Source organism: Sphingomonas sp. (assembly GCF_003248515.1).
Classification (GTDB): Bacteria; Pseudomonadota; Alphaproteobacteria; order Sphingomonadales; family Sphingomonadaceae; genus Sphingomonas_I.
The window spans coordinates 455,866-475,955 of the sequence record NZ_QFOB01000001.1 but is presented as its reverse complement, the minus strand read 5'-3'; the positions used below and the strand labels follow the sequence as shown (position 1 = coordinate 475,955).

At 66.0% G+C, this 20,090-nt stretch carries 21 protein-coding genes; 16 read left to right on the top strand and 5 right to left on the bottom strand.

Annotated elements, in window-relative coordinates; genetic code table 11:
* Positions 1-37 precede the first annotated feature (37 nt).
* The 4 genes from DI605_RS02420 to DI605_RS02405 are packed head-to-tail and all read left to right on the top strand — an operon-like array spanning position 38 to position 2,462.
* The gene (locus DI605_RS02420) at positions 38-652 is read left to right on the top strand and encodes a riboflavin synthase (RefSeq protein WP_293968587.1); all 615 of its coding nucleotides are present in this window, start codon (positions 38-40) and stop codon (positions 650-652) included.
* Entirely contained in the window at positions 636-1,751 is a 1,116-nt protein-coding gene (ribB, locus tag DI605_RS02415; protein ID WP_293968585.1) for a 3,4-dihydroxy-2-butanone-4-phosphate synthase, read from the top strand. The genes DI605_RS02420 and ribB overlap by 17 nt, the downstream gene beginning before the upstream one ends.
* Positions 1,751-2,170: a 6,7-dimethyl-8-ribityllumazine synthase gene (gene ribH / locus DI605_RS02410; protein WP_293968583.1), complete on the top strand. Its 420-nt coding sequence runs from the start codon at positions 1,751-1,753 to the stop codon at positions 2,168-2,170. Before ribB ends, ribH begins: the two co-directional genes overlap by 1 nt.
* Before the next feature lie 55 nt (positions 2,171-2,225).
* Positions 2,226-2,462: a DUF6356 family protein gene (locus tag DI605_RS02405; RefSeq protein WP_293968581.1), complete on the top strand. Its 237-nt coding sequence runs from the start codon at positions 2,226-2,228 to the stop codon at positions 2,460-2,462.
* Positions 2,463-2,490: 28 nt separating this feature from the next.
* On the opposite strand, the gene DI605_RS02400 is transcribed toward DI605_RS02405, so the two are convergent.
* A complete protein-coding gene (locus DI605_RS02400) occupies positions 2,491-2,886 on the bottom strand; it encodes a response regulator (protein ID WP_293968579.1) in 396 nt (131 codons plus the stop codon).
* A gap of 55 nt (positions 2,887-2,941) precedes the next feature.
* Between DI605_RS02400 and DI605_RS02395 the strand changes: the two genes are divergently transcribed.
* Genes DI605_RS02395 through DI605_RS02380 form a run of 4 tightly spaced genes read left to right on the top strand, consistent with a single transcriptional unit; the run spans position 2,942 to position 5,439 of the window.
* Positions 2,942-3,205 carry a DUF3572 domain-containing protein gene (locus DI605_RS02395; RefSeq protein ID WP_293968577.1) on the top strand — a complete coding sequence of 88 codons (264 nt, stop codon included), beginning with the start codon at positions 2,942-2,944 and terminating at the stop codon, positions 3,203-3,205.
* Positions 3,202-3,831, top strand: coding sequence for an HAD family hydrolase (locus DI605_RS02390; RefSeq protein WP_293968575.1), 630 nt, complete (start codon positions 3,202-3,204; stop codon positions 3,829-3,831). Before DI605_RS02395 ends, DI605_RS02390 begins: the two co-directional genes overlap by 4 nt.
* A 14-nt stretch (positions 3,832-3,845) precedes the next feature.
* Positions 3,846-4,304, top strand: a complete 459-nt coding sequence (locus DI605_RS02385; RefSeq protein WP_293968573.1) for a RidA family protein — start codon at positions 3,846-3,848, stop codon at positions 4,302-4,304.
* A 4-nt stretch (positions 4,305-4,308) separates the two neighbouring features.
* The gene (locus DI605_RS02380) at positions 4,309-5,439 is read left to right on the top strand and encodes a GNAT family N-acetyltransferase (RefSeq protein ID WP_293968571.1); all 1,131 of its coding nucleotides are present in this window, start codon (positions 4,309-4,311) and stop codon (positions 5,437-5,439) included.
* 81 nt (positions 5,440-5,520) lie between these two features.
* Here the strand turns inward: DI605_RS02380 and DI605_RS02375 are convergent, their stop codons facing one another.
* The gene (locus tag DI605_RS02375) at positions 5,521-5,802 is read right to left on the bottom strand and encodes an SEL1-like repeat protein (protein ID WP_293968569.1); all 282 of its coding nucleotides are present in this window, start codon (positions 5,800-5,802) and stop codon (positions 5,521-5,523) included.
* 154 nt (positions 5,803-5,956) lie between these two features.
* On the opposite strand from DI605_RS02375, the gene DI605_RS02370 reads away from it, so the two are divergent.
* The 3 genes from DI605_RS02370 to pgmG are packed head-to-tail and all read left to right on the top strand — an operon-like array spanning position 5,957 to position 8,592.
* On the top strand, positions 5,957-6,751 hold the full coding sequence (locus tag DI605_RS02370) for a division plane positioning ATPase MipZ (protein ID WP_293968567.1): 795 nt from the start codon (positions 5,957-5,959) through the stop codon (positions 6,749-6,751).
* A complete protein-coding gene (locus DI605_RS02365) occupies positions 6,748-7,158 on the top strand; it encodes a DnaJ domain-containing protein (RefSeq protein ID WP_293968565.1) in 411 nt (136 codons plus the stop codon). The genes DI605_RS02370 and DI605_RS02365 overlap by 4 nt, the downstream gene beginning before the upstream one ends.
* Positions 7,159-7,209: 51 nt before the next feature.
* Positions 7,210-8,592: a phosphoglucomutase/phosphomannomutase PgmG gene (pgmG, locus tag DI605_RS02360; protein WP_293968563.1), complete on the top strand. Its 1,383-nt coding sequence runs from the start codon at positions 7,210-7,212 to the stop codon at positions 8,590-8,592.
* A gap of 87 nt (positions 8,593-8,679) precedes the next feature.
* Here the strand turns inward: pgmG and DI605_RS02355 are convergent, their stop codons facing one another.
* From DI605_RS02355 to DI605_RS02345, 3 genes are all read right to left on the bottom strand, one after another.
* Positions 8,680-10,659 carry an alpha/beta fold hydrolase gene (locus tag DI605_RS02355; protein WP_293968561.1) on the bottom strand — a complete coding sequence of 660 codons (1,980 nt, stop codon included), beginning with the start codon at positions 10,657-10,659 and terminating at the stop codon, positions 8,680-8,682.
* A 185-nt stretch (positions 10,660-10,844) separates the two neighbouring features.
* Positions 10,845-12,371 (bottom strand): catalase, encoded by a 1,527-nt coding sequence (locus DI605_RS02350; protein WP_293968559.1) that lies wholly within the window; start codon positions 12,369-12,371, stop codon positions 10,845-10,847.
* Between the two features lie 119 nt (positions 12,372-12,490).
* Positions 12,491-13,480, bottom strand: coding sequence for a ligase-associated DNA damage response exonuclease (locus DI605_RS02345; RefSeq protein ID WP_293968889.1), 990 nt, complete (start codon positions 13,478-13,480; stop codon positions 12,491-12,493).
* Between the two features lie 109 nt (positions 13,481-13,589).
* Between DI605_RS02345 and DI605_RS02340 the strand changes: the two genes are divergently transcribed.
* The 5 genes from DI605_RS02340 to DI605_RS02320 all read left to right on the top strand — a co-directional run bounded on the left by DI605_RS02340 (position 13,590) and on the right by DI605_RS02320 (position 20,023).
* Positions 13,590-13,778 carry a hypothetical protein gene (locus DI605_RS02340; RefSeq protein WP_293968557.1) on the top strand — a complete coding sequence of 63 codons (189 nt, stop codon included), beginning with the start codon at positions 13,590-13,592 and terminating at the stop codon, positions 13,776-13,778.
* 175 nt (positions 13,779-13,953) lie between these two features.
* Positions 13,954-16,374: a ligase-associated DNA damage response DEXH box helicase gene (locus tag DI605_RS02335; protein WP_293968556.1), complete on the top strand. Its 2,421-nt coding sequence runs from the start codon at positions 13,954-13,956 to the stop codon at positions 16,372-16,374.
* Positions 16,375-16,442: 68 nt separating this feature from the next.
* Positions 16,443-17,510 carry a helix-turn-helix transcriptional regulator gene (locus DI605_RS02330; protein WP_293968554.1) on the top strand — a complete coding sequence of 356 codons (1,068 nt, stop codon included), beginning with the start codon at positions 16,443-16,445 and terminating at the stop codon, positions 17,508-17,510.
* A gap of 120 nt (positions 17,511-17,630) precedes the next feature.
* The gene (locus DI605_RS02325; RefSeq protein ID WP_293968552.1) at positions 17,631-18,620 is read left to right on the top strand and encodes a PEPxxWA-CTERM sorting domain-containing protein; all 990 of its coding nucleotides are present in this window, start codon (positions 17,631-17,633) and stop codon (positions 18,618-18,620) included.
* A 107-nt stretch (positions 18,621-18,727) separates the two neighbouring features.
* On the top strand, positions 18,728-20,023 hold the full coding sequence (locus tag DI605_RS02320; RefSeq protein WP_293968550.1) for a hemolysin family protein: 1,296 nt from the start codon (positions 18,728-18,730) through the stop codon (positions 20,021-20,023).
* Positions 20,024-20,090: the final 67 nt, after the last annotated feature.

The window sequence follows — 20,090 nt, the reverse complement described above, 5'->3', positions numbered from 1 at the left end:
GCTCGACTTCCTCCGCTGAAGGGCCGCTAGGAAAGATATGTTCACCGGCATCATCACCGATATCGGCACGGTCGAGACGATCGAGAAGAAGGGCGATCTGCGCATCCGGATCGGCACGCGCTACGATACTGCCTCGATCGATCTCGGCGCCTCCATCGCCTGTTCCGGGGCATGTCTCACCGTGGTCGAGAAAGGCCCCGGCTGGTTTGCCGTGGACGTGAGCGGCGAGACGATCGCGCGCACGGCGGGCGCCGTGTGGACGGAGGGAGGCCGGATCAATCTGGAGCGCGCCCTGCGCGTGGGCGACGAACTGGGCGGCCATATCGTGACCGGCCATGTCGATGGCGTGGGCCGTATCGTCGCGGCCGATCCGGTGGGCGGATCCACGGCGCTGAAAGTGTGGGTGCCCGATGATCTGGCCGCCTATGTGGCGCCGAAGGGATCCGTCGCCCTGGATGGCATATCGCTCACCGTGAACACGGTGGAGGATGGGCCGGAAGGCACGGTGATCGGCCTCAACATCATTCCGCATACGGCGGAAATGACGACATTCGAGATATTGGAACCCGGCCGCGCGCTGAACATCGAGATCGATGTGCTCGCGCGTTATCTCGGCCGGATGGAGGAACTGAACCATGCCCGCAAGCGCTGAGGTCGCCCGGTTGCGCCACGCATTCCTCTCGTCGCCCGAGGAGATTATCGACGAGGCGCGCAACGGCCGCATGTATATCCTCGTCGATGACGAGGATCGGGAGAATGAGGGCGATCTCATCATCCCCGCGCAGATGGCGACGCCGGATGCGATCAATTTCATGGCCAAGCATGGCCGCGGGCTGATCTGTCTGGCGATGGCCAAGGAACGGGTGGATCAGCTTGGCCTGCCGCTGATGAGCCGCAACAACGGCACGCGCCACGAAACCGCCTTCACCACCTCGATCGAGGCGCGCCATGGCGTGACCACGGGCATTTCGGCGGGCGATCGCGCGCGCACGATCGCGGTGGCGATCGATGCCGGCAAGGGCCCGGAAGAGATCGTGACGCCGGGCCATGTCTTCCCGCTGGTGGCGCGCCCGGGCGGCGTGCTGGTGCGCGCGGGCCATACCGAGGCCGCGGTGGACGTGTCGCGCCTGGCCGGCCTCAATCCCTCGGGCGTGATCTGCGAGATCATGAACGAGGATGGCACGATGGCGCGGCTCGACGATCTCGTCGCCTTCGCGCAGCGCCACGCGCTGAAGATCGGCACGATCCGCGATCTCATCGCCTATCGCCGCCGCTACGATCATCTGGTCGAGAAGGTGGCGGAAGCCGGCTTCACCTCGGATTATGGCGGCGAATGGAAGCTGCTCACCTATCGCGACAAGACGGACGGCACTCGCCATCTCGTATTGCAGAAGGGCCGCGTGATTCCCGGCGAGCCGACGCTGTGCCGCGTCCATTCCATCTCGATTCTGGATGACATGCTGGGCCGGCAGGGTGCCCGCAAGCGCATGTTGCAGCGGGCCATGGCCGAGATCGGGCGCGAGGGCGCCGGCGTGGTCGTGCTGCTCGTCAACCGGACGACGCCGGATATGCCCCCGATCGAGGGCGGCGAGGATATGGATCTGCGCAGCTACGGCATCGGCGCCCAGATTCTGGCGGATCTCGATATCCACGATGCGGTGCTGCTCACCAACGCGCACCGCAACATCGTCGGCATCGAGGGTTATGGTATCAACGTGGTCGGCGAACGGCCCATTCCGGAGGCGCTGTGATGGCCCGTTTCCTGATCGTGGAAGCCCGCTTCTACACGCATCTGAATGATCTGCTGCTCGAAGGCGCGCGCGCCACGCTGGAGGATGCCGGCCACTCGCACGAGACGGTCACGGTCCCCGGCGCACTGGAAGTGCCGGCGGCGATCGCGATGGCGGCGGAAACCGGGCGCTATGACGGCTTCGTGGCGCTGGGCGTCGTGATCCGGGGCGAAACCTATCATTTCGAGGTCGTCTCGAATGAAAGCGCGCGGGGCCTGATGGCATTGACGCTGGATGGCCTGCCGATCGGAAACGGCATCCTCACGGTGGAGAATGAGGCGCAGGCGCTGGCCCGCGCGCGCCGGACCGAGAAGAACAAGGGAGGCGAGGCGGCCCAGGCCGCGATCGCTATGCTCGCCCTGAAGGAGCAGCTCGGCTGAGGCCCGGATTGCGGGCGGCCGGGCGCTCGGGCATCTTCGGATGCGGAGGCCCTGCATGTTCGATCGCCTGTTTCTCGCGCATCCCCGTTCGGTCGGTGAAAGCTATGGCGAGCATATGCGGGTGGCGGGGCGCGTCGGCTTCCTGCTGATCGGCGGCGGGATCGCGGCGCTGATCCACGCCATCTTTCCCCGCTATCACCAGACCACGGGCAACAGCCTGATCCGCCGTCTGGCGGCCGAGCTGGACGGGCGCGGGTCGGCACCTGCGAAGGATTCTGGTCAGCCGGATTGACGTGAGCGCCTTCGCTCCAGGCGCGGGTTCAGGCGGCGCGGGGATCCGGAATGGCTTCCGGGCCGACGAGCCTGCGCACGGCGGTCATGAAATTGTTCACCGTCACGGGCTTGGAAATATAGGCTTCGGCGCCCGCGGCGCGAATCCGCTCCTCGTCGCCCTTGGCGGCATAAGCCGTCACCGCCATCACGGGGATCCCGGAAAGCGCGGCGTCGCGCTTCAGCATCTCGATCAGCTCGATCCCGCTCACGTGCGGCAGCTGGATATCCATCACGATCAGATCGGGTGAAAAAAGCCGCGCACGATCAATAGCTTCGCGCCCGTCGCGAACGGGCGTCGTTTCAAAGCTGTGTGCCTGCAAAAGATCGCAGAACAGCTTCAGATTGAGTTCGTTATCCTCGACAACGAGTACTTTTTTCGCCACGTACACCTCGCACTCTACGCCCGACTGAACGATCACGACTGCGAAACGATCCACAGTGTTGCACGAACGGAACGATGCGCCAACCGTCGCCTTGCGCGCTCTGGCCTGGATCCTGGGCGACGTGCAACGTTCTTCGCGGTTTTTGGCGCTAACCGGCCTCGCCCCGGACGATCTGCGCGATCGCATCGCGGATCCGGAATTGCATGCGGCGGTCGTTGCGTTTCTCGCCGGCCAAGAATCGGATCTGATCGCGTGCGCCGGGGATATCGGGCTCGCGCCGGAGGCGATCCAGGCGGCCGCGCGGGATCTGCGCGCATGAGCCGCCCGCTGCTCATCACCGATTGCGATGAGGTACTGCTGCACATGGTGCGCCACATGAGCGCATGGCTGGATGAGGTGCATGCGATCGATTTCCGGCCGACGGGCGGCTTCTTTGCGAAGGCTGCGCGGCGCCGCTCGGATGGATCGCTGGTTTCCGACGAGGAATTGTGGGCCTTTCTCGACGGTTTCTTCGCGACGGAGATGCAGCGGCAGACGCTCGTTCCCCATGCGCGCGAGGCGCTGGAGCGGATCGCGCGGGTGGCCGATGTCGTCGTGCTCACCAATCTGGGCGAGGAATGCCTGACCGGCCGGGTCGATCAGCTCGCCCGCTTCGGGATCGAGCACAGGATCGTCTGCAACGGCATGGGATCGAAGGGCGCGCCCGTCGCGCGGCTGATCGAGGAATATCGGCCGTCCGTGGCGGTTTTCGTGGATGATCTCGCGCCGCATCACGCTTCGGTCGCGCGCGCCGCGCCGGACGTGTACCGGCTGCACATGATCGCCGAACCGGATATTGCGGCGGAGGTGGCGCCCGCACCGGATGCGCATGCGCGGATCGATGATTGGGCGGAGGCGGTCGATTGGGTGCTCGCGCGCTTTCAGGGGCAGCCGGTTTCGGTTTGAAGGAAGGAATGGACATGAGCATCGACGATCGGCTGGCGGAACTGGGGCATGAATTGCCGGCGGCAGCCGCCCCGGTTGCGGCCTATGTGCCCACCGTGCTGGCGGGCGGCCTGCTGCATGTATCGGGGCAACTGCCCTTCCTCGATGGCGCGCTGATGGCCGGCCGCTGCGGCGAGGATCGCGACGAGGATTATGCGCGGAAGGCGGCCGAGCGGTGTGGGCTTATGCTGCTCGCCCAGGCCAAGGCGGCACTGGGATCGCTCGATGCGATCGAGCGCGTGGTGAAACTTGGCGTGTTCGTCAATTCGGCCGGCACCTTTGCGGCGCAGCCGAAGGTCGCGAATGGCGCATCCGAGCTGATGGTCGCGGTCTTCGGCGATGCGGGCAAGCATGCGCGCAGCGCCGTGGGCGTCCCGGCCCTGCCGTTCGGCGCGGTGGTTGAGGTCGACGCGATCTTCGCCGTCCGGGGCTGATTCCATGGCGGATGTCGTGGCGAGGATGGCCGGCGGGATCGCCGCCTTCTCGCCCGACGACTGGGATGCCTGCGCGGGCACGGACAATCCCTTTGTCAGCCACGGCTTTCTCTCCGCGCTGGAGGATTCGGGCAGCGCCACGGCGACGACGGGGTGGCAGCCCGTGCCGATCGCGATCGACGATGCGCAAGGGCGGCCGGCGGCGATCCTGCCCGCTTATGCGAAAAGCCACAGCCGGGGCGAATATGTGTTCGATCATGGCTGGGCGGATGCGTGGGAGCGCGCCGGCGGCCATTATTATCCCAAGCTTCAGATCTCCGTTCCCTTCTCGCCCGTGCCGGGGCCGCGTCTGCTGCTGCGCGACACGAGTCTCGCGGCGGGATTGATCGCGGCGGCGGAAAGCGTCGTCGTCCAGAATGGGCTTTCTTCCGCGCACGCCACCTTCGTCGCGCCGGAGCAGATCCCGCTGTTCGAGGCGGCCGGCTGGCTGATCCGCACCGATACCCAGTTTCACTGGGCGAACCGCGATTATGCCGATTTCGATGATTTCCTCGGCGCGCTTTCGTCCCGCAAGCGCAAGGGCATCCGCAAGGAACGCGCGATGGCGCGCGAGGGGCTGGATTTCGTGCACCTCTCCGGGGGCGAGATACAGGAGCGACATTGGGACGCCTTCTGGCGCTTCTATCAGGATACCGGCGCCAGGAAGTGGGGCACGCCCTATCTCACGCGATCCTTCTTCTCGCTGCTGGGCGAGCGGCTGGGCGACAGGGTGATGCTGATGCTGGCGCTGCGGGATGGGCGGCCCATCGCCGGCGCCCTGAATCTTGTCGGCGGCGAAACGCTCTACGGGCGCTACTGGGGCTGCACGGAGGACGTGCCCTGCCTCCATTTCGAGCTTTGCTATTATCAGGCGATCGACGTGGCGATCGCGCGCGGGCTGAAGACGGTGGAAGCCGGCGCGCAGGGCGAACACAAGCTGGCGCGGGGCTATGAGCCGACGCTCACCTGGTCCGCCCACTATATTCCCGATCCCGGGTTCCGGCGCGCCGTAGCCGAGTATCTGGAGCGCGAACGCGCGGCGGTGGAGCACAATGCCGGGGCGCTGGCCGAGGAGGGGCCGTACCGGAAGGGATAGGATCCCGTTCCGTCATTCCGGCCAAAGCGGGCCGCCGCCGCCTTTCTCCGCCATGCCGGCCGGTGCCGGCAGCGGGCGTGGTCAGGCCGCCTTGCGCTCGATCTCGCTGATCGTGGCGCGGGCGAGGCGCTGGGCCTCGACGATCTCGCGGCCTTCCATTTCGGCGGCGATCTCCGCGCGCCAGGCGAGCGCCGGGCGATAGCCGCACAGCGCCGCCACGTTCAGCCAGCGATGCGCCTGCACCAGATCCAGCGGCACGCCGCTGCTGCCGCTGGAATAGGCCATGCCGAGTTCGAACGCGGCTTCCGCGCTGCTCGTCTTGGTGGCACCATCGGTGCCGGTCACGCCGCAAATATTGCTCACCGTCGATCGTCCTTACCGAAGTTGCCTTCTCCCACATTAACGACATTGCGCGACGGGGCTTGAGTCCCTGCGCGCGCATTTTCATCCGGCGTTGCCGCGCGGGGCGCCTTCGCCTAGACCGCGCCCGTCATTTTCAAAGCTTGTGAGCGTTTCCGTGCCGGCACATCGCATCGTCTTCGCCAACGAAAAGGGCGGATCGGGCAAGTCCACCAGCGCCGTCCATGTCGCCATCGCGCTGGCGAGCGCGGGGCGGCGCGTGGCCGCGATCGATCTGGATACGCGCCAGCGCACGCTGGGCCGCTATCTCGACAATCGCGCCGCGATGGCGAAGCGGCTGGGGCAGGAACTGCCCGGCGCCCGCTATGATACGTTCGATCCCGCCCGGGGCATGCCGATCGCGCAGCGGATCGAGGAACTGGCGGATGGCATGGACGTGATCGTGATCGATACGCCCGGCCGTGACGACGATCATGTCCGCGCCGCCATCTCGATGGCGGATACGCTGGTGACGCCGATCAACGACAGCTTCGTCGATCTGGATCTGATCGGGCAGGTGGATGCGGAAACCTTCAAGGTCACGCGGCCGAGCTTCTATGCGGAAATCGTGTGGGATGCGCGCAAGGCGCGCGGCAAGCGCGATGGCGCCACGGTGGACTGGATCGTGCTGCGCAACAGGCTGCAGCATCTGGAGGCGCGCAACATGCGCCGCGTCGCCGCGGCGCTGGGCGAACTTTCCAAGCGCGTCGGCTTCCGCACCATTCCCGGCCTGTCCGAACGCGTCATCTATCGCGAGCTTTTCCCCAAGGGCCTCACGCTGCTGGATCTGGGCGTGATCGGTGCCGAAGCCGGCATGGGGCATATCGCGGCACGACAGGAATTGCGCGAGCTGGTCGCCGGGCTCCAGCTGCCCGCGATGGAGCCCACAGCGAGGATCGCCGAGCCCGCATGATGGGCCTCGTGCTCCTCGCCGCCGGCGCGGCCGGCTATTGGGCGTGGAAGACAGGGAAGCTGCGGTCGATGCGCGTGGGCGATGTGGCGGCGGCGGTGGCGATGCTGATCGCGGTGCGTTTCTTCAGCCGGGGCGATCTTCTGTCCGCCGTGGTCGCGGCGGGAGGTGCCGGCTTCTGGCTCTGGCTTCGCACGCGCAGCAATGGCAGGATGCGTGATCGGGGGATGAGCCCCGCCCGCGCCCGAGCCCTTCTCGAAGTGGGCCGGGGGGCGAGCGTGGCCGAAATCCGCGCCGCGCACCGTCGTCTGATGATGCGTGTCCACCCGGACGCGGGCGGCTCCACGCAGCTGGCCGTCGAAATTAATGCGGCACGCGACGCGTTGCTCGCAACGGAAGTGAAACGATAAACGTTCTTATCGCTGCACTGCGGCAAAGTAAGCCGGTCAACAGGAGGATTCATGACGCATCGCTTCGACCCTACGTCCCTGCGCGAATATGACATTCGCGGCGTCGTCGGAAAGACGCTGGGGACAGAGGATGCCTATGCGATCGGGCGCGGCTTCGCGACGCATGTGCGCCGCGCCGGCGGCACGCGCGTGGCGGTGGGCTGGGATGGGCGCGTCTCGTCCGAAAGCCTGCGCGACGCGCTGGTGAAGGGGCTCACGGAAAGCGGCGTCGATGTGGTCCGCACGGGCCTCGGCCCCACGCCGATGCTCTATTATGCGGAAGCCACGCTGGAGGTGGATGGCGGCATCCAGATCACGGGAAGCCACAATCCGGCCGATTATAACGGTTTCAAGATGGTGCTGCAGCACCAGCCCTTCTTCGGCGCGGATATCCAGTCGATCGGCAAGATGGCCGAGGAAGGCGATTGGGATGAGGGCGCCGGCGAGGTGACCGACGCCGATGTCGAGGATCTCTATGTCGATCGCCTGCTGGCCGGCTATTCGGGCGGCGAATTCCGCATCGGCTGGGATAATGGCAATGGCGCGGGCGGCCGCGTGCTGGAGAAGCTCGTCGCCCGGCTGCCGGGCGAGCATCACCTGCTCTACACCGATATCGACGGCAGCTTTCCCAATCACCATCCCGATCCCACCGAAGAGAAGAATCTCGCGGATCTGAAGAAGCTGGTCGCCGAAAAGGGCCTCGATTTCGGCATCGCCTTCGATGGCGACGCGGACCGGATCGGCGCGATCGATGGCATGGGCCGCGTCGTGTGGGGCGATCAGATCCTTTCGATCCTAGCCGAGCCGGTGCTGAAGGCCGTGCCCGGCGGCACGATCATCGCGGACGTGAAGGCCAGCCAGGCGCTCTATGATCGCGTGGCGGAACTGGGCGGCATCCCGCTCATGTGGAAGACCGGCCACAGCCTCATCAAGGTGAAGATGAAGGAGACGGACAGCCCGCTGGCCGGCGAGATGTCCGGCCACATCTTCTTCCGCCACGAATGGTATGGCTTCGATGACGCGCTCTATTCGGCAGTGCGGCTGATCGGCGCGGTGCGCGCGCTCGGCGGCTCGCTGACCGAGCTCAAGGGCAAGATGCCGGAACTGGTCAACACGCCGGAAATGCGTTTCCAGGTGGACGAGAGCCGCAAGTTCGCGGCGGTCGAGGAAGTGCTCGACCGGCTCGAGGCGGCGGGCGCGGAGGTGAACCGCACCGATGGCGCGCGCGTGAACACGGCCGATGGCTGGTGGCTGCTGCGCGCATCGAACACGCAGGACGTGCTCGTCGCCCGCGCCGAGGCGAAGGACGAGGCGGGCCTTGAGCGGCTGATGCACCAGATTGACGAGCAGCTTGCCCTTTCGGGCATCAAGCGCGGCCCCCAGGCCGGGCACTGAGTTCGTCGTGAAGAAGGTCGGGCGCGCATCCCGCGATGCGCGCCCGGCGCCCTTTTCTGTCCCGGCCTTAAGTGCCGGGGCGCCTCATCAGAAGCCGAGCGAGGCGTGCAGGAAGCGATCGGCGCGCGTGAGCATGTCGATCCGCGCGCTCGAATCGTCGAGCTGATGATCCAGCTCCGGATAACGCACCAGTTCGCTGCTTTTACCTTTCTCCCTTAGCGCGCCGTCCATCGCGATCGATTGCGCGACAGCGACGTTCATGTCCTTGTCGCCATGAAACATCAGGACGGGCGACTGAAAGCGATCCGCGTGGAGATGCGGTGATCCTTCCGACAGATGTGGCCCCCGCCCGATATAATCGCGGACGACTTCGGTGTTGGTGAAGCCGGCGGATTCGTCCCGCGCCATGAAAAGATCGGTGACCGGAGCGATCGCCACCGTCGCCTTGAACAGGCCCGGCTCCAGCACATTCGACTGGAGCGCCGCATAGCCGCCATAGGACCAGCCGACGATGGCTAGCTTGCCGGGATCGGCGATTCCTTCCTTCACAAGCCATTGGCCCGCCGCGGTCACGTCGCGGACCGCGATCTTCCAGGATTTGAAGCCGTTATCGGCATACCAGGCGTCCCCGAATCCGGTCGATCCGCGAAACTGCGGCTGGATCACGGCGAAGCCACGCGCCGCGAAGAATTGCGCAAGCCAGTCGAAGCCCCATTCGTCGCGCGCGGCGGGGCCGCCATGCGGCATGACGATCGCGGGCAGGCCCTTGCCCGTGCTTCCCGGAGGCAGCGTGAGATAGGCCGGCACCGATGAGCCGTCGCCCGCCGGATAGGCGATCGTACGGACCTTCGTCGTGGCGACGCCTTCCAGTTCCGGCCGAACCGGCAGCACTTCCGAAAGGCTGCGCGTCTTCCGGTCGAAGAGAAAGAAACGGCCGCCGTCCGTATCGCTGGATGCGCGGATCAGGAGTGTCGATTCATCCGCGCTGGCGCTTACGAAATTGACGAGCGGCAGGTTCGGCAGCGCTTTTGAAAGGCCGGCCGCGAGCGATTTGTACGCCGGGTCGAAATATTCGCCGGTCCTGCGATCGGTCACATATTCCACGCCGATCACGCGGCCATGGCGCCCGATGGTGATGACATCGTCTATGTCCACCCCGGGATTGGCATAGACGAGTTCGCTTGTGAGGCTGCCGTCCAGCCTGATCTTGTAGAGCGCCGCCCGGCCATCGAGCGATTTGATGGCGTAGGCGACGTCCTCCCTGCCATCCACGGCGATCGGTCGGGCCTCGGTCGTCGGCCCGCTGTATGGCACGCGTCCGAAGGCCCGCCAGCGGCTGTCGCCCGCGACGCGATAATAATAATCTGACCAGCCCCGCAGGACGCCATTGTTGCTGGCGGCCTCACGCGAAACGATCCGGACATGGCCATCGCCATCCGTCATGAACCCGGATGCGTCGGGGTCGGCCCGCTCGACCACCGTGGAATGAAGTGATCGCGTATCAACCCGATCGACGCCATAGCCATCCGCCGTCGAGGCCGATCGCCGCCCTGTCGTCTGTTCCGGAATATGATCGCGCAGCATCAGCACGTTCGGCGTCGAGCCATCCAGCCAGTCGATGATCCCGCCGGTGAACTGGCTGGTGCGGATCGTCTGGCCATGATTCTCGGCAGAGAGATTCTGCATGTTCTTGCCATCCGGATCCATCGCGATGACCCGGCTGAAGCCGGCCCTCCGGCCCAATGTCGTATCGAAACCCCGGAACTGGCAGACGATCCGGTCGTCGGACGACCAGCCGCACGAAGTGAGGGCGAGTTCGTTATTGGAATAGGTGACGGGTCTGGGCTTCCCCTCCGCGACGTCGAAGACATAGACGACGCGCGCCCGGTTCGCGGCCGAGGCGATCATCACGATCTTCTTGCCGTTCGGAGACAGCGCTGCCGAATAGAGATTCGGCCGCGTGCCGAAGATGCGGGCCGCCTGATCCAGCGGCATGGGCTCGGCGGCGGTGGCCGTGCCGCTCGCGCCGAGCGCCAGCGCGAGTGACAGCAATATCCTGCGGTTCATCCTGATTTTCCCCCGGGAAGGAGACATGCACCGGGGAGAAGGGGCCGATCAAGCGGCGCGCGTTGCGGGGCGCCTTGTGCCCGGAAAAATTGTCGCCGGGCGGGTTGCGGCTCCCGCCCGGCGACTGCCGACGGATGGGATGGGGCCATCCGTCGAACCTGTTTGGAGTATGATCCGTCCGTCGATCAGCCGGCATCCCCCGTCTGGGGAAGCGCCATCCGATCGACGTTCTTCTGCGTCTCCTGCTCTTCCTTGACGATGCCGGCCAGCGCATCCCGCACGCCCTGCGCATAGGCCGGATCAATTTTTTCGAAATGGCCCAGCTGGCGATCGATGATGAACTGCGGAATGCCGTGCATCGCGGCCGCGAGATTGCCGTAAAGCCGCGCCTTCTGCGCATCGTCGAACAGGGCCCACAGCGCGCGCGGCTGCTTGTAATCCTCATTGCCCTCGCGATGGTTCCAGCGTTTGGCGACGCCGTTCACCGGCAGTGGCGGCTCCAGATAGGAGGGATCCTCCACCGGGCCGCCGAAGCTGTTCGGCTCGTAATAGGCGTCCGGCGTGTCGTTCCTGTCCTCCATGAAGCGCAGCAGCCCATCCTTGTGATAGGTGTGCACGGGCGCCTGCGGGCGATTGACGGGCAGCGCCTCATAATGCGTGCCGAGCCGGTGCCGGTGCGCATCCGCATAGGAAAAGATGCGCGCCTGCAGCATCTTGTCCGGTGAGAAGCTGATCCCCTTCACCACGTTGGAGGGCGAGAAGGCGGCCTGCTCGATCTGGGCGAAATAATTGTCCGGATTGCGGTTCAGCTCCAGCTCGCCCACCTCGATCAGCGGATAATCGCCATGCGGCCACACCTTGGTGAGATCGAAGGGGTTGAAATCACTCGCATCGGCCTGCGCGGTCGTCATGATCTGCACGTACATCGTCCACCTGGGGAAATTCCCCGCGTCGATCGCGCCGTACAATTCCTCCTGATAGCTTTCGCGGCTCCGGCCGATCACCTCGCCGGCCTCATCATTCGTGTAGTGCCGGTGGCCCTGCTGCGTCTTGAAGTGGAACTTCACCCAGTAACGCTCGCCCGCATCGTTCCAGAACGAGAAGGTGTGGCTGCCATAGCCGTTCATATATTGCGGGCCGACGGGCAGGCCGTGATCCGAGAAGAGGATCGTCACCTGGTGGAGCGATTCCGGGCTCAGCGACCAGAAATCCCACATCGCCGTGGGCGAGCGCAGGTTGGTTCTCGGGTGGCGCTTCTGCGTGCGGATGAAATCCGGAAATTTATAGGGATCCCGCACGAAGAAGACCGGCGTGTTGTTGCCCACCAGATCCCAGTTGCCGTCCTCGGTGTAGAATTTCAGCGAGAAGCCGCGCACGTCGCGCTCGGCATCGGCCGCGCCCTGTTCGCCCGCCACGGTGGAGAAGCGCAGCAGCAGATCCGTCTTCTTGCCAATCGTGCCGAAGAGCTTGGCGTTGGTATATTGCGTGATCTCGGCTGAGGTGATGGTGAGCGTGCCGAACGCGCCCCAGCCCTTGGCATGGACCACGCGCTCCGGAATGCGCTCGCGATTCTGGTGGGTCAGCTTCTCGATCAGCTGATAATCCTGCAGCAGTAGCGGGCCACGCTCGCCCACCGTCAGGCTGTTCTGATTGTCGCCCACGGGCGCGCCAGCGGTGGTCGTCAGCGTCTTGCGGTCGGGGGTGTCGCTCATGGCCTGTCTCCTTTGGTGCGCCGTTGATGCGAAGATAACGGTGATCGATCAAATGGCAAAAACCGCTGTCAGATATCGATCCAGGCGATTTAACGTTTCGGAGCGGCTCGATCGGGCCGCTAGTCATCCTCATCCTCGAAGCCGATCAGGTCCAGCGCCCTGGCCCGGATCTGGCGGGTATGGCACCAGTGAACCAGCGCCTCCTCCCGCCCGTGCGTCACCCACACTTCGGAAGGCGCCACTTCCAGGATCGTCGCGGTCAGCTCGTCCCAGTCGGCATGGTCGGACATGACGAGCGGCAGCTCCACGTTGCGCTGGCGGGCGCGCTGGCGCACTCGCATCCAGCCGGATGCCATCGCGGTGATCGGATCGGGCAGGCGGCGCGACCAGCGATCATTGAGCGCGGAAGGCGGGCAGAGCACGACATGGCCCTTCATGTCCGCCGCCTTGATGCCGGTGGCTGGGCGCAGATCGCCCAACGGCACGCCGAGCGCGCGATAGAGATCGCACAGCCTCTGCATCGCGCCGTGAAGATAGATGGGATCATGATGACCCCGGCCGCGCAATTCCATGATGAGCCGTTGCGCCTTGCCGAGGGCATAGGCGCCGACGAGCACGCAGCGATCCGGATTGGCGTGGAGCGCGGCCAGCAGGCGATCCACCTCCGATCCCGCGTCGGGATGGCGGAAGACGGGCAGGCCGAACGTGGCCTCGGTGATGAAGATGTCGCACGGCACGGGCTGGAAGGGCGGGCAGGTGGGATCGGGGCGGCGCTTATAATCGCCGGAAACGACGATCCGCTCCGGCCCACGCTCCAGCACGATCTGGGCCGATCCGAGGACATGGCCCGCAGGCACGAAGCGCACGTCGATATCGCCGATCCGGATGCTTTTCCCATAAGCCACGGCCTGGCCGTTCTGCGGGCCGTAGCGCGCCTCCATGATCGCGATCGTCTCGGCGGTGGCCAGCACCGCATCATGTCCGCCGCGCGCATGATCGGCATGCCCGTGAGTCACCAGCGCGCGCCGCTGCGGCGTGGAGGGGTCGATCCACGCATCGGCGGAGGGCAGATAGAGCCCTTGCGGGTGCGGTTCGATCCAGGCGCCGATGCGGGACATGGTCGGCAAATGGGGATGGGGCGGCTGCGGTTCCATCGGCGGGCCACACGGATACGCGGCGCGCCTGCTTCGTTGAAACCCGCAGGAAAGGAGAGCCATCATGGAAGGCATCGGTACGGTTGCCGCATTGGGCGGCCTCATATTGGCCATCGTCCTGCTCTGGGCGGTGATCCGCAACCGGACGCGCACCCCGGCCGACCGGCGCCGCACCGAGGATGCGACGCGGGCGCTCAACCGGAGCATCGATCGGCAGGACAAGGTGACGGATCCGGATCCCGGCCGCTATTGAGAGCGGCGGCCGCTACACATTCGCGCCCGGCGCATTAGCTTGATCCCGTGCGCGCCCGTATGACCTCCCCGCCGCCTGTCCTCCCGAGCCTGTTTCGGGATCCATGGTCCACACCATCGGTGAGCGGTTCGTCCGTTCGCGGGCTTCGGGCAACTCATGTTGAAATGCGGCCGGCATGACAGGAGAGCAGGGTGCGCCGCTGCCGCCCGCGATCGAGCACTGGTTTTCCGCGCGCGGCTGGCGCCCGAGGCGACATCAGCTGGAGATGCTCGCCGCCGCTCGGGCGGGACGCCACGCGCTGCTGATCGCGCCGACGGGTTCCGGCAAGACGATGGCGGGCTTCCTGCCCAGCCTCGTCGATCTGGCCGAGCATCCCATGCAGGGGCTTCACACCCTCTACGTATCCCCGCTCAAGGCGCTGGCGATCGACGTGCGGCGCAATCTGATCGATCCGATCGCGGAGATGGGCCTGCCGATCACGGTGGAGACGCGCACCGGGGATACGCCCTCCGATCGCAAGGCGCGGCAGCGGGCGAAGCCGCCGCACATGCTGCTCACCACGCCCGAATCGCTCAGCCTGCTGCTGAGTCATCCGGATGCCGCCTTCCTGTTCGCGGATCTCAGGACGATCGTGATCGACGAGGTGCATGCCTTCGCCACCGGCAAGCGCGGCGATCTGCTGGCCTTGTGCATGGCGCGCCTCCAGCGTCTGGCGCCGGCCATGCGCCGGGTGGCCCTGTCGGCCACGGTGGCCGATCCCGATCAATATGCGGCGTGGCTCGCGCCCGATGGCGATATCGATGCGGTCCGGCAGGTGCGGGGCGATCCCGGCGCGGAACCCAACCTCGCCATCCTGCTGCCCGAAGATCGCGTGCCCTGGTCCGGCCATTCGGGGCGCTATGCGGCGGCGCAGGTGATGGCCGAGATCGAGACGCATCGCACGACCATCATCTTCTGCAACACGCGCAGCCTGGCCGAGCTGATCTTCCAGGATCTGTGGGCGGTCAACGAGCTGAAGCTGCCGATCGGCATCCATCATGGCAGCCTTGCCATAGAGGCGCGGCGCAAGGTGGAGGCCGCGATGGCCGAGGGCCGCCTGCGCGCGCTGGTGGCCACGGCGAGCCTGGATCTGGGCGTCGACTGGGGCGATGTCGATCTCGTCATCCAGATGGGCGCGCCCAAGGGATCGAGCCGGCTTTTGCAACGGATCGGCCGCGCCAACCATCGGCTGGAGGAAGCGAGCGAGGCCGTGATCGTGCCGGGCAACCGCTTCGAATATCTGGAGGCGCGCGCAGCGCTGGATGCGGTGGAGGCGGGCGAGCTGGATCATGAGCAGTTCCGCGCGGGCACGCTCGACGTGCTGGCCCAGCATGTGATGAGCCGCGCGTGCGCCGGCCCGTTCGACGAGGCGGACATGCTGGCCGAGGTGCGCTCGGCACTGCCCTACAGCGCGCTTTCGGAAGAGACGTTCGCGCAGGTGCTGCGGTTCATCGCCACCGGCGGCTATGCGCTGAAGGCCTATGATCGCTTCCGTCGGCTGGTGAGGGACGAGACCGGCCTGTGGCGGGTGAGCCATCCGCAGTTCGTGCAGCAATATCGGATGAACGCGGGCATCATCGTGGAGGCGACGATGCTCAACGTGCGCTTCAGGAACGGGCGGGGGCTGGGCAAGGTGGAGGAAGGCTTCGCGGCCACGCTCTCGCCGGGTGACACCTTCTTCTTCGCGGGCCTCAGCCTGGAGGTGGAGCGGATGGATACGGAGGACCTGATCGTCCGCGCGACGAGCCGGCCCGCGCGCATCCCCACCTATGGCGGCGCGCGCATGCCCATCTCCACCAACCTCGCCGATCGGGTGCGCCGCTATTTCGCCGATCCCGCGCAATGGCGCCGCTTTCCGGAGGATGTGCGCCAGTGGCTGGAAATGCAGGCGCGGCGGTCCCGTCTGCCCCAGCCGGGCGAATTGCTGGTCGAAACCTTCCCGCGGGAGGGGCGGCATTATATGGTCGTCTACAGTTTCGAGGGCTGGAATGCGCACCAGTCGCTGGGCATGCTCGTCACGCGGCGGATGGAGACGGCGGGGTTGAAGCCGATCGGCTTCGTCGCCTCCGATTATGCGATCGCCACCTGGTCGCTGGAGCCGGTGACCGATCCGGCGCCGCTCTTCGCCCCGGATATCCTGGAGCATGAATTCGTCGACTGGGTGGAGCAGTCCAGCCTGCTCAAGCGCGCCTTTCGCGAGGTGGCGGTGATTGGCGGGCTGGTGGAGCGCCAGCATCCGGGCAAGCGCAAGACCGGCCGGCAGGTGACCTTCTCTACGGACCTGATCTACGATGTGCTGCGCAAGCATGAACCCGATCATCTGCTGCTGCGCGCCGCCTGGGATGATGCGCGCGCGCGGATGACGGATGTGGGCCGTCTCGCCGATCTGCTCGATCGCGCGGCCGGCACGATGCTGCACGTCGATCTGCCCAGGGTTTCGCCGCTGGCCGTGCCCGTGCTGGTGCTGATCGGGCGCGAGCGCGTCGCCCAGGGATCGACCGAGGATGCGCTGCTGATCGAGGCGGAGGCACTCGCGGCCGAGGCAATGGCGGAGTGAAGGGCTGGACAAGCGGGTCCCCGCCCTCTTGGATGGCGCGGGGATGAGGAAAGGGGCCTTTTCAGCGCATGTTCGCCATCGAGGAGATTTATGACGCAGCCTTCGATCGGGCGCGCTTCCCGCATCTGATCCAGCGCCTTGTGGAGGCGATGGGCGCGCAGGCGGGCTTCATCGGCTGGAGCGATCTCGATCGCGACGCGGGCTTCCAGTGCCAGTTCGGCAACGATCCGGCCGCGCTGCAAAGCTATATCGAAACCTATGCCCCGCACGATATTCTGCGGCCGTATCTGCATGCCGTGCCCGAAGGTGTGTGCGCGCCGGCATGGGAATTGCTGCAGACGCCGGAGGTGCGCGGGAGCATCTTCTATCGGGAATATCTCGCGCCGCAGGGCATCGTCGACAATCTCGCCGTCAATCTGCTCAAGCGGCCGGGCATCGTCGCGCATCTCGCCTTGCTGCGCCGCGCGCCGGCGGAGCGCTTTTCCGGGGAGGAATGCGCGCGGCTGGGCCAGATCGTCCCGCATCTGCGCCGCGCCATCTATATCCAGAGCCATGTCATCCGCGCGGCCGATCATGCCGCGGGTGAACAGGCGGTGGCGGGGATCGCCAACAGCGCGCTGCTGCTGATGACGGCGGATCGTGTGCTGCTGGATGCCGATGCCTCGCTCGGGCGGCTTCTGCGCCTGCGGATCGGCGAGCCGATCGGGGACGGGATCGTCGGCGGGGCGGTGGCCCGCGCGCTGGAGTACAGGGAGCCGGTGGCGATCGAATTGCCGCCCGGAGAGGAAGCGGAGCCCCTGCGCCTGCTGGTGGAGGTGCGGCCGCTGGATACGAACCGGTTCGGCGATCTGGCGGGCGGGCCGGGCGCCGCCTTCGCCGTGCATGTGACGCGGGTGGACCGGCCCCGCCTGATCGCGTTTCCGGCGATCGGCGATCTCTATGCGCTGACGGCCACGGAATTGCGCGTCCTGCGCGACGCGATCGAGACGGGCGATATTACCGAGGTGGGAGACCGACTCGGCATGGCGCGGGCGACGGCGCGCACGCATCTCCACCGCATCTACGAAAAGACCGGCACGCGCGGTTTTGCGGGCCTTTCAAACCTCGCGCATCGCTTCGGACGGATCGCGACCTGATGCGGGATCGACGGAAGCGCCGCACTTTCGTTAACGCGGGGTAAACAGATGATGGACGCGGGCGAGGGCGCCACATCCTAGGCTTTTCTCCGGACAGGGGGTCCGGGGGAAAGTGACGGTATGCGTATCTCGTATTTCAGATCGATCGTGCTGGCGCCGCTTGTGGCGATCGGCCTGTCGGCGGCGGCGCAGGCCTCGGACATGACTTATTTCACGACCGTGTCCGATACCGATGTCGCGACCTTCGGCATCGGCCGCATGCGCAACTACGGAAATGGCGAGCTCGTCGTGTCGGGGCTGTCGGGCACGATCTCCAGCGCTTATCTCTATTGGCACGGGCCAACCAACTCGATCGATCCCACGATCAATGCCGCAACGAGCTTCGCCGGCAATGCGATCAAGGGCACCAACATCGGCTTTTCGCAGGATAATCTGTGGGATTATGCGAACAGCCAGGCCTATCGCGCCGATGTGACGTCCTTCGTCAACGGCAACGGCTCTTACTATCTCGAGGGCTTCGTCAACGGGTTCGGCGGCAGCAACGCGAACATCAACGGGGCCTCACTCATCGTCTTCTACCAAGATGGCGACGCGACCAACAATCGCGATGTCGTGCTGTTCGACGGCAACGATTCGAATTTCGACAACAGCTATGACGCCAATGGCTGGAACGCGACGCTCGCCGGCATCGATTACATATCGGGTGCGGCCTCGATGACGCTCAGCATCAGCGACGGTCAGAGCGTCTTTCCCGATGGCGAGCTGAAGCTGAACGACACGATCATCGCATCCGGAAACTGGGCCAACGGGAACACCGTCCAGCTTGGCGATGGCACCCTCCGCAACGGTCGGCTCTGGGATGTGCAGACCTATGATGTCACCAGCTTTCTCGCGCCCGGATCGAACACGCTGGATCTGAAGGTTGCACCCGTATCGGATGCGCTGAGCCTGATCGTCGCCCAATTCTCGCTGCCCGTGGGCGCGGCCCCGCCCCCGCCGACGACATCTCCCGTACCGGAGCCCGCCACCTGGGCGATGTTCATCAGCGGTTTCGGGCTCGTGGGAGGTGCCATGCGTCGCCACCGGCGGACCGGCGTCGCCTTCGCCTGACGGGCTTCGGGGCGCCCTTGCCGAAAATTTCGGCGGCAGAACGGCTTTCCGCGCCAACTCGCCGCTTGCCCGGAAGGCCGCGCGGACGTTAAGGCGTGCCTGCGCCCATGGCACACCCCTTTCCCTGGTTCGATCTCGCGATCATCATTTTCCTGATGATCCTGAACGGCGTCTTCGCGATGAGCGAACTCGCCATCGTTTCCGCGCGCAAGCCCCGGCTCGAGGCGCTGGCCCGCAAGGGACGGAGCGGCGCGCGGGTCGCGTTGGCGCTGGCGGGCGATCCGGGCAAGTTCCTCTCGACCGTGCAGACCGGCATCACCCTGATCGGCATCCTCGCCGGCGCCTATTCGGGCGCGAGCCTGGGCGGGCCGGTTGGCGAACTGCTCCTGCCGCTGGGGCTGGATGCGGAAACGGCGGCGCAGACGGGCTTCGTGCTCGTCATCATCGGCACCACCTATCTCAGCCTCATCGTCGGCGAACTCGTGCCCAAGCAGTTCGCGCTCCGGCAGCCGGAGATGATCGCCTCGATCGTCGCGCTGCCCATGATGTGGCTCTCCCGAATCGGCGCCCCCTTCGTCTGGGTGCTGGATCGGTCGAGCGCGCTGATCTTCCGGCTGCTGCGGCTGGATCGCGAGGCGGCCAATCAGGTGACGGCCGAGGAACTGCATCTCGTCGTCGCCGAAGCCTCCACCGCCGGCGTGATCGAGGAAAGCGAGCGCGCTTTCATCTCGGGCGTCGTCCGCCTCGCCGACCGCCCTGTGCGCGAGGTGATGACCCCGCGCACCAGTGTGGAATGGATCGATCTCGACGGCGATGCCGAAGAGGTGCGCGAACAATTGCTGGAAATGCCGCACAGCCGTATGCCGGTGGGGCGCGGCACCGTGGATGCGCTGGTGGGCGTGGTGCAGGCCCGCGATCTGCTGGGCGCGTCGCTCGCCGATACCAAGCCCGCGATCGAGACTCTGGTGCGTACCGTGCCGGTCGTGCCGGATCAGATGGACGCGATGGACGCGCTCACCGTGCTGCGCGAGGCGGACGTGCCGATGGCGTTCGTCCATGACGAATATGGTCATTTCGACGGGCTGGTGACGCCGGTCGATCTGCTGGCCGCGATCGCGGGCGCCTTCGCCTCGAACAATGACGAGGAAACGGATCCGCCGTTCGTGGAGCGGGCGGATGGCAGCTGGCTTCTGTCCGGCTCGGCTTCGGCCGATATTCTCGCCGATCGCCTGTGCATCGATCTGCCCGACGATCGTGATTATGCCACGGTGGCGGGCTTCGCGCTTTCCGTGCTGCGCCATTTGCCCACGACGGGCGAGACCTTCTCCCACGATGGCTGGCGCTTCGAGATCGTTGATATGGACGGCCGCAAGATCGACAAGCTGATCGCGGGGCGCGAATGACGGCGGCTCTTCCGCCCCGCCAGGTCGAATCCGGGGCGAGCATGCCGCGCGAAGAGAGCGCGCTTCC

Coding starts and splice junctions, on each gene's coding strand:
- DI605_RS02420 (WP_293968587.1), top strand. CDS start 38: ATGTTCACCGGCATCATCACCGATATCGGCACGGTCGAGACGATCGAG.
- ribB (WP_293968585.1), top strand. CDS start 636: ATGCCCGCAAGCGCTGAGGTCGCCCGGTTGCGCCACGCATTCCTCTCG.
- ribH (WP_293968583.1), top strand. CDS start 1,751: ATGGCCCGTTTCCTGATCGTGGAAGCCCGCTTCTACACGCATCTGAAT.
- DI605_RS02405 (WP_293968581.1), top strand. CDS start 2,226: ATGTTCGATCGCCTGTTTCTCGCGCATCCCCGTTCGGTCGGTGAAAGC.
- DI605_RS02390 (WP_293968575.1), top strand. CDS start 3,202: ATGAGCCGCCCGCTGCTCATCACCGATTGCGATGAGGTACTGCTGCAC.
- DI605_RS02385 (WP_293968573.1), top strand. CDS start 3,846: ATGAGCATCGACGATCGGCTGGCGGAACTGGGGCATGAATTGCCGGCG.
- DI605_RS02380 (WP_293968571.1), top strand. CDS start 4,309: ATGGCGGATGTCGTGGCGAGGATGGCCGGCGGGATCGCCGCCTTCTCG.
- DI605_RS02365 (WP_293968565.1), top strand. CDS start 6,748: ATGATGGGCCTCGTGCTCCTCGCCGCCGGCGCGGCCGGCTATTGGGCG.
- pgmG (WP_293968563.1), top strand. CDS start 7,210: ATGACGCATCGCTTCGACCCTACGTCCCTGCGCGAATATGACATTCGC.
- DI605_RS02355 (WP_293968561.1), bottom strand. CDS start 10,659: ATGAACCGCAGGATATTGCTGTCACTCGCGCTGGCGCTCGGCGCGAGC.
- DI605_RS02350 (WP_293968559.1), bottom strand. CDS start 12,371: ATGAGCGACACCCCCGACCGCAAGACGCTGACGACCACCGCTGGCGCG.
- DI605_RS02340 (WP_293968557.1), top strand. CDS start 13,590: ATGGAAGGCATCGGTACGGTTGCCGCATTGGGCGGCCTCATATTGGCC.
- DI605_RS02335 (WP_293968556.1), top strand. CDS start 13,954: ATGACAGGAGAGCAGGGTGCGCCGCTGCCGCCCGCGATCGAGCACTGG.
- DI605_RS02330 (WP_293968554.1), top strand. CDS start 16,443: ATGTTCGCCATCGAGGAGATTTATGACGCAGCCTTCGATCGGGCGCGC.
- DI605_RS02325 (WP_293968552.1), top strand. CDS start 17,631: ATGCGTATCTCGTATTTCAGATCGATCGTGCTGGCGCCGCTTGTGGCG.
- DI605_RS02320 (WP_293968550.1), top strand. CDS start 18,728: ATGGCACACCCCTTTCCCTGGTTCGATCTCGCGATCATCATTTTCCTG.